Raw genomic sequence first — 13,412 nt, 5'->3', positions numbered from 1 at the left:
CCCGCTGGGTCCGCGTCAGTTCCTGGCCAGCGCCGACAGGTAGGCGGCTTCGTGTCCGGCGGCGACCGCCGCGGAGGAGAACCGGGCGACGGCCTCCGCCTGGGCGTCGTCCAGCAGGGTCCCCAGGTCGGTGCCGATCACCCGGCCCATCTGCCGGGCCAGCGCCTCGACGTCGCGGGCCGGGTAGAGGAAGCCGGTGCGCTCGTGGTCGATGACCTCGTCGTGCCCCTCCACGTCGGAGGTGATCACCGGCTTGCGGCTGGCCATGCCCTCGACCAGGGCGATCCCGAAGCCCTCGTGCGAGGAGGGCAGCAGCACGGCGTCGGCGGCCGCGAAGATCTCGGGCATGCCGTGCCAGGAGACGCCCTCCTCCCAGATCACCCGCTCCGCGACGCCGAGTTCGGCGGCCAGCGTGCGCAGCGACTCGACGTAGACGTCCACGCTGCGGCCGGTCGGGGCGGTCAGCACCAGCCGCACGCCCGGGTGTTCGGCGGCGACCAGGGCCAGCGCCCGGACGGCGTCCTCGATGCACTTGCGCGGGACGGGGCGGGCGGGCACCAGGAAGAGCGTCTCCTCCTCGGCGACCCCGTGGCGGTGGCGCCACTCGGCCCGGGCCGCCTTGTCCTCGCGGAAGCGGTCCAGGTCGGTGCCGAACTCGACGACGCTGATGTCCTGGTCGGGGAAGCCCGCGTCCAGCGCCCAGCGCCGGTACGCCTGCGAGCCGCAGACCATGGCGTCGGCCCGCAGGTTGTCCACCAGGCCGCGCTGGAGGGCGCGTTCGATTCCGTACTCGCCCCAGAGGTCGAAGACCCGCTGCCCGGGCATGTGGGTCTCGAAGAGGGAGACGGCGAGCTTGGCGGTGATCACCGGGCGCAGCAGGCTGACCAGCAGCGCGGGCACGTAGTTGAAGACGTGGATCACGTCGGCGTCGGTCGCGGTCAGCTCGCGGTGCAGGCTGGTGAGGGCCTCCTTGGCGTCCATCCGCTGGCAGGCGGCCACCAGGCCGTTCACCTCGCGGACCCGGACCGGGCCCTCGCGGTAGAGGGCGCGCTCCGGTCCGTCCTCCACGGCCTCGGTGCAGACGGTGACGGCGTGTCCGCGCGCGGCCAGGCCCTCGGCGAGCTGCTGGAGGTGGGTCTCGCCGCCGCCGACCACGGGCGGGTACTTCTCGGCCACCAGAAGGATCTTCATGCCAGCGCCTCCAGGGCTGCACGGAGCGCGGCGACGGCCGCCGCGCGGTCGATGCCGGGCGGGCAGCCCAGCAGGAGCCCGCGCTCGGCGACCTCCAGGGTGTGCCGGTAGGGCTGGTGGACGACGGTCTCGTACCGGTCGAAGCAGGGCTGGTGCGCCTGCGAGGCGCCCAGGAAGCCGCGGAAGTCGATGCCGTGGCGCAGCAGGGTCCCGGCCACGTCGGTGTGGCGGCGGCCCTCCGGGGCCAGCACCGCGACGGCGAACGGGGAGGCGGTGGGCGCGCAGGGGTCGCCGAGCACCTGCCAGCCGTGGTCGGCCAGCACCTTGGTGAGTGCCCGGGCGGTCTCCCGGCGGGCCTCGGCCAGTTCGGCGTGGCGGGTGAGCTGCACCCGGCCGAAGGCGGCCTGAAGGTCGGTCAGCTTGCCGTTGTAGCCGAGCCGGAGGTGGACGTAGCGCTCCTCGGGGGCCAGCGCGCGCCCGTCCACCGGGTAGGCGAAGCGCTCGCCGCGGTAGTCGGGGCTGCGGCCGAAGGCGCGCAGGCTGCGCAGCATGGCGTCGGTCTCGGCGTCGTGGGTGGCCGCGACGCCGCCCTCACCCATCGTCAGGTGGTGGCCGGCGTAGAAGCTGAAGGTGGCCACGTCGGCGGCGGCGCCCACCGGCGTGGAGCCGTGGGCGGCGCCGAGCGACTCGCAGCAGTCCTCGATCAGGAAGACGCCGTGCCGGCGCTTGATCTCGGCCAGGCGGTCGACCGGGAGGGCGACGCCGAGGGCGTGCGGGATCAGCAGGCCACGGGCGCCGTGCTCGGTGACGGCCTGCTCGACCAGGTCGAGGTCGAGGTTGAGGTCGCCCTCGGCGAGGTCCACGAAGACCGGTACCAGGCCGAGTTGGACCACCGGGGAGACGGCGGCAACGAAGGTCGCGCCGGAGACCACCACGCGCTCGCCCGGCGCGATCCGGCCGAGCTCCAGCATGGCGGCCAGGGCCAGCAGGTTGGCGGTGCTGCCGGAGGTGACGGCGGCGGCGTGGGCGAAGCCGAAGGTCTCGGCGAACTCGGCCTCGAAGGCCTTGGTGATGCGGCCGGTGGCGAGGTCGCCGGAGCGCAGTGCGCCGACCACGGCCTCGATCTCCCGGTCGTCGTAGACCGGGCCGCCGAACGGGAGGTGTACGTCGTCTGACGAGTTGTCGGAAACTTCCAGAGCACGGCTCACACAGGACCCCCAATATCTCCCGGCTCCCTGCCGGAGCGCGGACATGACGACGGGACGGCTGTTGCGGTGGTGCCAAGTAGCTTGCGGTAAAGCTCAGTTCGTGAGGTCGACGCAGGGCTGCGGGTCGACCACGTGCATCCTGATCTCGCCGAAGTAGGACTCGCCGCCGGGGCCGGGCACCCAGGCCTGGTCCGGGTCGGGCAGCATCTCGGTGACGGTCACCGTGATGTCCTCCTTGGTGGACCTGCGGGCCGCCCGCAGCGCCGCGCAGAACGCGGAGACGAAGAGCGGGCTGGTCAGGTCCAGGTAACTGGGCTTGGTCTCGGTGGAGATCTTCACGAAGCAGCGCTCGGGCAGCCCGTGCCGGCGGCGCCAGCGCCGGGCCGCCAGGAACTCCTCCTGCTCGCCGCGCACCGGCAGCAGGTCGGTCTCCTCCGCGGTGGTGCGCCAGGTCTCCCGGAACAGCACCAGGCGGTCCAGCGTGATCCTGGGCGTGTGCCCGCCGGCCGAGACCAGCTTGAAGGCGTCCGCGGTCTTCATCGCCAGGAAGGCCGAGAGCACGTCCAGCAGCGGGAGTTGCCGCTCCCCGACGGTGGCCAGCACCCGGCCGTCATGCAGGGCGAGCCGCACCTCGGCGATCGAGCTGGTCCGGTCGAGCTCGGCGCCGGGCGCCGGGGAGAAGCCGAGCATCCGGTCGTCGGAGGCGTACTCCACCGGCACCGTCCGGCCCGCGTTGCGCGGCCACATCACCGGGAACAGCGGCAGCACCCGGGCGCCGCCCTGGTCCTGCGCCAGCCGCTCCACCACGCTCTGCGGATCGTCCAGCGACCAGCCGAACAGCCGCCCCTCCATGGTGCCCACCGAGGCGTGCAGCTCCCCGAGCACCACCAGGAAGTCACCGTCGTTCAGCGCCCGCACCGAGGGGGCGCAGACGTGCAGGTCGGGGCTGTGCACCCGGCCGCCGGCCCAGCCGGGGCCGGTGGCGGGGAACAACTCCCGTACCCGCCCCGCAAGTTCGGCGGTGGAGAGCAGCAGCTCGGGCCGCCCCGATCCGGCCCCGTCCAGGCCGAGCAGCTCCGCCCAGCGGTCGACGAACTCCTTCATCACCACGTCCGCGGGCTTCTCCCCCGAGCCGAGGAAGAGCCGCAGCGTCGGTGTCCAGATCTCGGCCAGCGTCAGGCCGTCCGGGCCGTCCGGGTGCTCCCGGACCAGCCGGGAGAGCTCGCGGTCGTAGGCGGTGGCCATCGCCACCGAGAGCCAGCGGGCGGCCTGGAGCACCACGTCCAGCGGGGCCGCCACCTCGTCCAGCAGGTCTGCTCCCAGGGCGAGTTCGAGGTCCCGGTCGGTGTCCTCGTAACAGAGGCCGCGCCCCGCGTAGGCCACGCCGCTGCGCCGCCGCGCCTCCCGGCCGGTGATCGCGGTGAACTCGCCGCTCAGCCGCTCCTGCGCGGCCGCTAGCGCCACCGGGTCACCGGCGGCCGCGGCCACCGCGTCCCGGGCCGCGCGCAGCCGGGCCAGCCCGGCGCCCGCCCGCTCGCGCAGGGCCGGTTCGCCGATGGCCGCGATGCGCGCGTCCAGCACGTCCTCGCTGGCCGAGCCGACCGGTACGTTCGCGTCCCAGGTGAGCAGCCTGCGGCGGGCCAGGCCGGCCAGCACCCGGTACACCTCTTCCTCGCTCAACCCCTCGGTGACGTCGGCGAGTTCACGGGCGATCAGGACCGCGGGACGGGTGCCGTCACACCTGCTCAGCACCTCGGCCTCGCGCTCGGTGAGCGGCGCCGCCGACTGGCCGGGCCTGGTCACCCGGCCCTGCTCCAGCAGGTGGTGCGGGTGCCGGGCCGGTGGCAGCCAGCGGCGCAACTCCGGGTCGGTGGCCAGCCATTCGCCGTACGCGATGACCGCCCAGGGCTCCAGGAAGACCACCCGGCGGTCCACCAGCCCCGGGCCCGGCACCGCCGTGGTCCGCGGCCGCTCGGGTTCGAGGGTGATCCACCGGGACGGCCCGAAGAAGCCGATGGTCTCGGCCTTGGCGCAGTAGCGCTGCCAGAACTTCGACAACTGCTCCTCGCGGTACCGCCGTTTGGCGTTCCGGCGGATCGGTTCGGGGTTGCGCAGCAGGGAGTCCAGCAGGCCCGCCACGGCGGGGCTCTGCCAGGTGATGGCCTCGCGGAGCAGCGGCTCCGCGGCCACCCGGTTCACCTCGCTGGAGAGCGCCGCCACGGTCTTCGAGAAGAGCACCTCGAAGGCCTCGCGGTCCGCCGTCCCGTCGATGAACTCGTCCGCGCCCCGGGCGCATTCGGGGGAGGCGAACCGGACCAGGCCGGAGGCGGGGAAACCGGTGCTGCGTAACAGTGCCTCGCGCCAGGCCGACCACTCAGTGTTGCCGAGCCTGACGTGGAACGTCGATGTCATGCGTGACTGCCCATCCTCGGCGGGTTCGATTCGAGCTGATGCCAAAGGAGTTGGACCATCAGATCGTCGGTGACAGACGCTCGCTACAGACTAACCTTTGATCACCGAGTGTCAATCCCCTTCCGAGAGAAGGTCAATGAGGCCTTCGACGGCCACCCGACCTCGCTATTTCGCCATGTTCGGACCAAGAGCGCTCCGCTGTCGTACACTGGCCGCTCGTGATCATGTCTGGCAGCACCGCTCCTCGTTAGGAGAGATCTGCGTGGCACATGCCGAGCCGTCCGGCCCCGGCCGCATCATCGACGAATTCCTCCTCGCCGCCGAGCGGCGCCCCGACCACCCCGCCCTGGTCAGCCCCGCCGGCACCCTGACGTACCGTCAGCTGTCAGGGGCTGCCGAGGCCGCCGCCGCCGCGCTGCGCGCCCACGGTGTCGGGCCCGGCACACCGGTGCGCCTGCGCGGCCCGGTCGGCGGTCCGCTGGCCGCCCACCTGCTCGGCGCCTGGCTGCACGGCGCGGTGGTCTGGCTGGACGGCGACGACCCGGCGGCCGTGGACGGCCCCACCGAGGAAGTCCCGCTGCTGACCGTCTCCTTGGGGCACACCGACGAGGAGACGAAGCAAACCACCCGTCAGCTCCTCCCGGCCGACCTGGCCGCCGCGCTGCGCCTGCTCCCCGCCCACCGGGCGGAGCTCGCCGAAGCCGGCGGCGGCTACCTGGTGCGCACCTCCGGGAGCACCGGCCGCCGAAAGGTGATCCTGGGCAGCCAGTCCTCGCTGGCCGCCTTCGCCGCCTGGCAGCGCACCGAGTACGACTGGTCGCCCGAGGACCGGGTGCCGGCCCTGACCGGCCTCAACTTCGACGTGGTCTACCGGGAGTTGGTCACCACCCTGACCAGCGGCGCCACCCTGCTCTGCCCCCCGCCCGACCTCGCGCCCAGCCGGGTGCTGGGCTGGCTGGGCTGGCACGACGCCACCGTGCTGCACGTGGTGCCCTCGCTGGCCCGCTACTGGCTGACCGCCGCCCGGGCCGCCAAGACCGGTGGCGAGGCCCCCCGGCTGCGCGCCACCTTCTTCGCGGGTGAGCCGCTGGACGCCCAACTCGCGGTCCGCTGGCGGTCGGAGACCGGTCCGGAGCAGCAGGTGGTCAACCTCTACGGCCCCTCCGAGACCACCCTCGCCAAGTTCCACCACCGCGTCCCGGCCGACCGGGCCGACGGCGCCGTGCCGGTCGGCCGGCCGCTGCCCGGCACCCTCGTCACCATCGTCGACCCCGAGACCGGCGCCCGGCAGCCGGAGGGCACGGCGGGCGAGGTGGTCATCGCCACCACCCACGGCTCCTTCGGCTACCTGGGCGACCCGGGGCCGGAGGCGGCGGTGCGGTTCCGGCGCACCGGCGGCCTGGTCACCTTCCGCACCGGCGACCTCGGCGCCCTGCGGCCCGAGGGCCTGGTGCTGCTCGGCCGACTGGACAGCCGGCTGAAGCTCAACGGCGTCTGGGTCAACTGCCACGAGGTGGAGAGCGTGCTGCGCACCCACCCCGCCGTGGCGGAGGCGGTGGTGCTCGGCGAGCGCAACGGCCCGGCGCTGCGGCTGGGCGCGCTGGTCGTGCTGCGCGGGCCCGTGGAGCCGCAGGCGCTGCGCACCCACGTGCTGCACCGGCTCGGCAGCCCCGCCGTCCCCGCCCGCCTGGTGCCGGTGGAGCGGCTGCCCAGGCTCGCCACCGGCAAGACCGACCGCAACGCGCTGCGCCGCCTGCTGGCCCGCACCCCCGCCGAGCCCGCTGCCAGTGCGACCTTGGAGGCGCTGGTGGAGCGGATCAGCCTCACCGCCGCCCGGCTCTCCGGCACCGCGCCGGACTCCGGGCGCGACCTGATCGACGGTGGCCTGGACCTGACCGCCGCTGCCGAGCTCTGCGCGGAGCTGGCCGCGGAGTTCGACGTGGACTGCTCCCCCGAGGACGTCTTCGCCCACCCCGCGCCGCAGGACCTGGGGCGGCTGCTGCTCACCCGGGCCCGGCCCGGCCGGGAGGGGTGAGCGGCTCCCGTGACGCACCCCGAGACGCACTCCGACACTCACCCCGAAACGCAGGCCGAAACGCAGGTCGACGTTCACACCGAAACGCTCCACGGCCTGCGCCAGGTCGACCCGCGGGAGTGGGACGCGCTGGTCGGCGAGGGAGCCTTCTACTCCTCCCACCACTGGCTGCTGGCCCACGAGTCGATGCCCGGCCTCGCCACCCGCTACGTCCTGCTCCGCTCGGGCCCGGGCGAGGGGTCGGAGCTGCTCGCCGCGGCGCCGGTCAGCTTCACCAAGTACGAACTCACCGAGTCCTACGGCCAGCAGCGCTTCGGCGAGGCCTTCGGCCGCGGCCTCCGGTACGCCCTGCTGGGCGCCCGCCGGGGCTACCGCAACCCCCTGCTGGTCTCCGGCTCCGTCCCGGCCGAGCGGCGCCCGGCCCTGGTCGCCGAGCTGGTCCGGGCCGCGCTGGAGGCCTGCGCGGAGCTGGGCGCGCAGGCCCTGGTCGCGCCCTACCTGCCCGAGGAGGCGCTCGACGCGCTGACGGCGGCGGGCACCGTGCAGCGCTCGGCCCCGGCGCCCTCGGAGGCGGTGCTCTCGCTGGGCGGGGGCGGCTTCGAGGACTACCTGGGCACGGTGCCCAGCCACCGGCGGGTGAGCATCCGTCACGAACGCGCCGCGCTGCGGGAGTCGGGCCTGACCCCGGCCGTCGAGGAGGTCCGCCCCGGCTGCGCCGAGCAGCTGGCCGGCCTGCTGGCCCAGGTGGAGCGCAAGTACGGCAGCCGGGCCACCGTCCCGGGCCTGCGCCGCTACCTGGCGGACACCTTCGAGAGCGACCCCGGGCACGCCCGCCTGTTCACCTGCCGCAACGCCGAGGGCGCCCTGGTCTCGGCGATGCTCGGCTACGAGTGGCGGCGGGGCCTGTACGCCCGCGCGACCGCGACCGACTACGAGCTGCTTCCGCCGGGGGCCTTCGCCTACTTCAACGTGGTCTACTACGAGCCGGTCGAGTACTGCCTCTCCCGCGGCCTGTCCGGCATCTACTTCGGCCTGGACGCCATGAGCACCAAACGGGCCAGGGGCTGTCGGGAGCTCCCGCTCCGGCACGCCCTGCTCACCGCCTGATCGCGCAGCCGTCACTGCCCGGTCGGACATCTGACGCCTCGTCAACTCACCTCCACCGCAAGAGCGGTGATAGCTTGGCCGTGATCGGCCAACGGGGAGAGACACGAAGCAGCGGAGTCCGGACCGGATCCTTCGGACACAACCTGGGAGTTTGCCACCGTGAACAGCTCAGCCAGTCGCGTCGTCCCGCTCCTGCCGGAGCAGTGCCGCTTCCTCACCCGGGAGCTCCCCGGCGCCCACCACTGGAACCAGGTCGCGCTCTACTCGATCCCGGCCGAGCTGACCGCCGCCGTCGCCGCCACCGCGATCCGCTGGGTCGTCAACCGGCACGAGGGCCTGCGCCTGCACCTCGGCGCGGACGGCGGCGCCGGCGGCACCGGCCTGGTGGTGCCGGAGTACGCGGAGTTCCCGGTCGAGGACGTCGACCTCTCCGACGCCACCGACCCGCAGGCGCTCACCGCCTACTGCACCGAGGTCCAGGAGAGCCTGAGCCTGGAGCGCGCGCCGCTGGTCCGGCTGGCCCGGATCGCCTGGCGGGACGGCGGCTTCCGGCTGCTGATCGTGGTGCACCACTTCGTCGCGGACGGCGTCGGGTACGGCGTGCTGGCGAGCGAGTTCGAGACCGCCTGCCGGGAGCTGATCGCCGGCCGCCCGCTCCCCGAGACAGCGCCCGCGGTCGGGGCGCACGAGTACGCGACCTGGCTGTACGACTACGCCCACACCCCGGAGATCGTGGAGCAGCACGGGAGTTGGCTGAAGATCGGCCGCCCCTGCCCGCCGGTGCACCGGGAGAAGCCGGGCGAGAACACCATGGCCACCACCGAGATCGCCACCGTCTCGATGAGCCCGGAGGAGACCGCCGCGCTGATCCGCGGCGCCAGCGTGGCCGGGCGCAGCTCCGGTCTGCTGGAGACCGTGATCGCGGCGCTGGTGCCGGTGCTGGACAGCGGCGAGGGCCGGCTGCGGACCAACATGATCGGCCACGGCCGGCACGGCCTGCCCGGTCAGCCGCAGGTCCGCCGGACAGCCGGCTGGCTCTCCACCCGCTACCCCGTCACCCTGGAACTCCCGCAGGGCGCAACGCTGTTGGCCCAGCGCGACAGCATCGGCGAGCAGCTGGCCGCGGTGCCACTGGCGGGCAGCGGCTTCGGACTGCTGCGCTACCTCAACGAGGACCGGGAGAGGCGGTCGGACCTGGCGGCGCTGGGCGAGCCGGACGTCACCGTCAACTACCAGGGCCGGACTCGTCCGACCGACCCGGCCGCGCTGCTGCAGCCCGCGCCGGAGTCCCCCGGGCCGGACGAGACCAGCACCGGTCTGCGCGAACACGTGCACGGCGTCGACCTGTTGGTGGACGAGGGCAAGTTCACCGTGGTCTGGTTCTACAGCACCAACCAGTTCACCCCGGACACCGTCACCGGCTACGCCACCGAGCTCTGCGACCGGCTCCGGTCGGGCCTGGGCCTGTGAACGGGGCGGCCACCGCCGGGCCCGTGCTGCTGCTGGTCGGGACCGGCCCCCGGGAGTACCGGGAGGCGCTGCTGCGCTCGCTCGCCGGGAACCGGCTGTGGCTGCTCACCGACCGGGCCCCGAGCTGGCAACTCCCGTACCTGGCAGGGCACACGGTGATCCCCGCGCTGAACGCGGCCCGGGTCAGCACCAAGCTGGACTTCCTCACCGCGGTGGTGGACGGGCTGGCGGCGGAGCACGGTGTCCGGGGCGTGCTGACCTTCGAGGAGATGTTCCTCTCCGCCGCCTCCCGGCTGGCCGACCGGCTCGGCCTGCCCTCGCTCGGCGAGGGCGTCGCGGAGAACTGCCGGGACAAGCGCCGCACCAGGGAGCTGCTCACCGCGGCGGGCCTGCGCCAGCCCGGGTACGGCTCCGCCGCCACGGTGGCGGAGGCCGCCGCGCTGGCCGAGGGGTTCGGCTACCCGGTGGTGGTCAAGCCGCGCGGTCTGGCGGGCAGCATCGGGGTCGTCCTGGTGCGCTCCGCCGGGGAGTTGGCGCAGGCCTTCGCCACCGCGGCCTCGGCCTCCCGGACCGGGGCGCGGCACCACGGCGACGTGGTCCTGGTCGAGGAGTTCCTGGACGGCCCCGAGGTCTCGGTGGACTCGGCGGTGGTGGACGGGCGGCTGGAGCCGCTCTACATCGTGCTCAAACGCTTCGGCCCGGCCCCGTACTTCGAGGAGACCGGGCAGACCGTGCACGCCGACGACCCGCTGCTCAAGGACGACGAGCTGACCGGGATGGTCCGCGCGGCCGTCGAGGCGCTCGGCCTGCGCAACGCGATGACCCACACCGAGATCAAGCTGACCTCCAAGGGCCCGGTCATCGTCGAGGTGAACGGCCGGCTGGCCGGGGACTTCATCCCGCACATCGCCAGGCTCGCCACCGGTCTGGACGGCGCCGCCATCGCGGCGGCGCTGGCCTGCGGCGAGCCGCCCGACCTGCGCCGCACCGAGCACCGCAGCGCGGCGCACCACCTGCTGTACGCCGACCGCGACGGGACCGTCGGCGCGGTCACCCTGCCCGCGCCCGGGTCCCAGCGCTGGCTGGTGGACAGCGGTCCGCTGCTCGCCCCCGGCACCAGGGTCACCGTGCCGCCCCGCGGCTACATGGCGCGCTGCGGCTTCGTGATCGTGGCCGCGCCGGACCGGGAGGCCTGCGAGGCGGCCCTGGCCGAGGCGGTCGGCGCGATGTCGGCCACCGTCACCCCGGCCGACGACAGCCCGGCCACCGTCACCCCGGCCGGCGAAAGCTTCTGACAGTCCGCCGCACCCCGTCCGGCGGTGCGGCTCGCAACGGTGTGACGCTCTCGGGGAGGAAGCGGATGCCACTGCGTGTGGGAGTGGTCTACGGCACGCGGCCGGAGGCCATCAAACTGGCCCCACTGGCCCTGGCCCTGGAGGCCGACGAGGGGTTCGAACCGGTCCTGGTCTCCACCGGCCAGCACCGGGAGGTGCTCCAGGAGATCGGGGAGCTCTTCGGTCTGAAACCCCGTCACGACCTGGCGGTGATGCAACCGGGCCAGAGCCTGAGCGCGATGGCGGGCCGGGTGATCCGGGAGATCTCCGAGGTCTTCCGGCAGGAGCGGCTGGACGTGGTGGTCGTCCAGGGCGACACCAGCAGCGCGTTCGCCGCCGCGTACGCCGCCGTCTGCGAACGCATCCCGGTCGCCCACCTGGAGGCCGGCCTGCGGACCGGGAACCGGCAGGAGCCGTTCCCGGAGGAGATCAACCGGCGGCTGATCTCCCAGGTCTCCGACCTGCACTTCGCCCCCACCGAGCAGGCCGCCCGCCACCTGCTCGACGAGGGCTTCGACCCGGCCGACGTCCACGTCACCGGGAACACCGTCATCGACGCCCTGCGGCTGACCCTGGAGCGGCCGGTGCGCTTCCGCGACCGGGCGCTGGCCCGGATCGCCGCCGAGCGCCGGCTGCTGCTGCTCACCATGCACCGGCGCGAGTCCTGGGGCGCCCCGATGCGCCGGGTGGCGGGAGCGGTGGCCCGGCTCTGCGAGGCCGATCCGGAGCTGCGGGTGGTCGTGCCGCTGCACCCCAACCCGGCGGTGGCGGAGGTCTTCCGGGCCGAGCTCGGCCACCGCGACCAGGTGCTGCTCTGCGAGCCGCTCGGCTACTCCGAGTTCGTCGCCGTGATGGAGCGGGCGGCCCTGGTGCTGACCGACAGCGGCGGCGTCCAGGAGGAGGCCCCCTCGCTCGGCACCCCGGTCCTGGTGCTGCGCTCGACCACCGAACGCCCCGAGGGCGTCGCGGCGGGCTGCGCCGTGCTGGTCGGCACCGAGGCCGAGGCGATCGTCCACCAGGTCACCCGATTGCTCGGCGACCCGGTCGCCTACGAGGCCATGCGCCGGCCCGGCATCACCCTGTACGGGGACGGGAAGGCCGCCCAGCGCTGCCTCGACGTCCTGCGAGAGCTACCGAGAGGAACGGCATGACGCTCCGTCTGCTGCTGGAACCGCAGCAGGGCACCACCTACGACGAGGTGCTCGCCTTCGCCCGCCGGGCCGAGGAGTTGGGCTTCGAGGCCCTGATGACCTCCGACCACCTGGTCCGGATCGGCGATCCCGCCCCCGGCTCCGCCCTGAGCCCCGTCCCGAGCCCCGGGCCGCTGCACGCCTGGACCACGCTGGCCGGGCTGGCCCGGGACACCACGCGGATCCGGCTGGGCACCATGATGTCGGCGGTCACCTTCCACCAGCCCGCCGTGCTCGCCCTGGTCGCCGCGCAGGTGGACCAGATGAGCGGCGGCAGGCTGGAGTTCGGCCTCGGGGCCGGCTGGTACGAGCGCGAGCACCGCGCCTTCGGCCTGCCGTTCCCGCCGGTGAAGGAGCGCTTCGAGCTGCTGGAGGAGGCGCTGGAGGCGATCACCCGCCTCTGGGCGGCCGAGGGCGAGGTCGACCACGCGGGCCGGCACGTGCGGCTGGAGGCCAACCCCGGGCTGCCGAAGCCCCGTCAGCACCCGCGCCCGCCACTGCTGGTGGGCGGCACCGGGAAGCGGGTCACCCCGTGGCTGGCCGCGCGCTTCGCGGACGAGTACAACGTGCCCTTCACCGACCCGGACGGGGTGCGCGCCGCGCGCGGCCGACTGCTCGACGCCTGCGCGCAGACCGGCCGGGACCCGGGGTCGGTGCTGCTCTCGGCCTCGCTGGTGCTCTGCCCCGCACGGGACCCGGAGACGCTCGCCCGCCGGGTCTCGGACACCGGCGAGCCGGTGTCCGAGATCGAGGGCTACGGGGCGGTCGGCACGCCGGAGCGGATCGCCGAGGTGCTCGCGGAGTACCGGGCGGCCGGGGCCACCCGGTTCTACGCCCAGATCAACAACCCGCGGGACCTGGAGGTGCTGGACCTGCTGGCGGAGCTCTGAGGCTCCGTCAGCAGGCCCGTTCCGTAGCTCCGGCAGAGCCTCAGTCGGATTCGCGGATGCCGAGCACGTGGGCCACGGTCCCGGTGCTCGGCGCCAGCACCAGGCTCTGGAAGAACAGCCAGGACAGGGTGGCCGAGGGCGGTTCGGGGAACAGCGGCGAGGCCGGGAAGAGCCGGTCCGCCGCCGCCCCCACCAGCCAGTCCGGCAGGTACAGGCGGCGGGTGTCCGGGGCGTACCCGGCCACCGGCCCGTCCGGCACCACCGTCACGGTCAGGTCGTCCACCCGCCCCTCGGCCAGCGAGGCGGCGTACATCAGCAGGTCCCGCTCCAGGTCGTCCAGGAAGCCGGGACGGCCGGCGGCGGGCCGGACGGGCTGCTGCCAGCCGTCCTGCGGCTCTGCGGCGGACTCGGCGTAGCGGCGCCGGATGCCCGCCAACACCTGTGTGGGGAAGGCGACTTGACGCCGGTACGCCCACTTCTCCACCTCGGGGAGGTGGGCGCCGCTCCAGTCCAGGAGCGCGGCGCTCTCCCGGGCGTCCGGCTCGGCGGAGTGCACGCGGAATGAACTCACCCGA

General features: G+C 74.1%; 10 protein-coding genes. 6 read left to right on the top strand and 4 right to left on the bottom strand.

Annotated elements, in window-relative coordinates:
* Nucleotides 1-15 precede the first annotated feature (15 nt).
* From ACZ6ZR_RS00630 to ACZ6ZR_RS00620, 3 genes are all read right to left on the bottom strand, one after another.
* Nucleotides 16-1,191, bottom strand: coding sequence for a glycosyltransferase family 4 protein (locus ACZ6ZR_RS00630; RefSeq protein WP_465637884.1), 1,176 nt, complete (start codon nt 1,189-1,191; stop codon nt 16-18).
* Nucleotides 1,188-2,399, bottom strand: coding sequence for a DegT/DnrJ/EryC1/StrS family aminotransferase (locus ACZ6ZR_RS00625; protein ID WP_465637882.1), 1,212 nt, complete (start codon nt 2,397-2,399; stop codon nt 1,188-1,190). Before ACZ6ZR_RS00625 ends, ACZ6ZR_RS00630 begins: the two co-directional genes overlap by 4 nt.
* Nucleotides 2,400-2,492: 93 nt before the next feature.
* A complete protein-coding gene (locus ACZ6ZR_RS00620; RefSeq protein WP_465637880.1) occupies nt 2,493-4,811 on the bottom strand; it encodes a lantibiotic dehydratase in 2,319 nt (772 codons plus the stop codon).
* A gap of 262 nt (nt 4,812-5,073) precedes the next feature.
* Between ACZ6ZR_RS00620 and ACZ6ZR_RS00615 the strand changes: the two genes are divergently transcribed.
* The 6 genes from ACZ6ZR_RS00615 to ACZ6ZR_RS00590 all read left to right on the top strand — a co-directional run bounded on the left by ACZ6ZR_RS00615 (nt 5,074) and on the right by ACZ6ZR_RS00590 (nt 12,837).
* Nucleotides 5,074-6,846, top strand: a complete 1,773-nt coding sequence (locus ACZ6ZR_RS00615; protein WP_465637879.1) for an AMP-binding protein — start codon at nt 5,074-5,076, stop codon at nt 6,844-6,846.
* 9 nt (nt 6,847-6,855) lie between these two features.
* Complete coding sequence (locus ACZ6ZR_RS00610; protein WP_465637878.1) at nt 6,856-7,953, top strand: GNAT family N-acetyltransferase; 1,098 nt, start codon at nt 6,856-6,858, stop codon at nt 7,951-7,953.
* Nucleotides 7,954-8,112: 159 nt separating this feature from the next.
* Nucleotides 8,113-9,423 carry a condensation domain-containing protein gene (locus ACZ6ZR_RS00605; RefSeq protein WP_465637876.1) on the top strand — a complete coding sequence of 437 codons (1,311 nt, stop codon included), beginning with the start codon at nt 8,113-8,115 and terminating at the stop codon, nt 9,421-9,423.
* Nucleotides 9,420-10,718 (top strand): ATP-grasp domain-containing protein, encoded by a 1,299-nt coding sequence (locus ACZ6ZR_RS00600; RefSeq protein WP_465637875.1) that lies wholly within the window; start codon nt 9,420-9,422, stop codon nt 10,716-10,718. The genes ACZ6ZR_RS00605 and ACZ6ZR_RS00600 overlap by 4 nt, the downstream gene beginning before the upstream one ends.
* Before the next feature lie 65 nt (nt 10,719-10,783).
* The gene (gene wecB / locus ACZ6ZR_RS00595) at nt 10,784-11,908 is read left to right on the top strand and encodes a non-hydrolyzing UDP-N-acetylglucosamine 2-epimerase (protein ID WP_465637873.1); all 1,125 of its coding nucleotides are present in this window, start codon (nt 10,784-10,786) and stop codon (nt 11,906-11,908) included.
* A complete protein-coding gene (locus tag ACZ6ZR_RS00590) occupies nt 11,905-12,837 on the top strand; it encodes a TIGR03560 family F420-dependent LLM class oxidoreductase (RefSeq protein WP_465637872.1) in 933 nt (310 codons plus the stop codon). The genes wecB and ACZ6ZR_RS00590 overlap by 4 nt, the downstream gene beginning before the upstream one ends.
* A gap of 40 nt (nt 12,838-12,877) precedes the next feature.
* Here the strand turns inward: ACZ6ZR_RS00590 and ACZ6ZR_RS00585 are convergent, their stop codons facing one another.
* The gene (locus ACZ6ZR_RS00585) at nt 12,878-13,408 is read right to left on the bottom strand and encodes a hypothetical protein (RefSeq protein ID WP_465637870.1); all 531 of its coding nucleotides are present in this window, start codon (nt 13,406-13,408) and stop codon (nt 12,878-12,880) included.
* Nucleotides 13,409-13,412 lie beyond the last annotated feature (4 nt).

This window comes from Kitasatospora sp. NPDC088742 (assembly GCF_055584905.1).
Note: the sequence above shows the minus strand (reverse complement) of the source record. Positions and strands in the feature narration are given on the sequence as shown.

Excerpts from the sequence above, each read along its gene's own strand:
- ACZ6ZR_RS00630 (WP_465637884.1), bottom strand. The coding sequence starts at position 1,191 with ATGAAGATCCTTCTGGTGGCCGAGAAGTACCCGCCCGTGGTCGGCGGC.
- ACZ6ZR_RS00620 (WP_465637880.1), bottom strand. The coding sequence starts at position 4,811 with ATGACATCGACGTTCCACGTCAGGCTCGGCAACACTGAGTGGTCGGCC.
- wecB (WP_465637873.1), top strand. The coding sequence starts at position 10,784 with ATGCCACTGCGTGTGGGAGTGGTCTACGGCACGCGGCCGGAGGCCATC.
- ACZ6ZR_RS00590 (WP_465637872.1), top strand. The coding sequence starts at position 11,905 with ATGACGCTCCGTCTGCTGCTGGAACCGCAGCAGGGCACCACCTACGAC.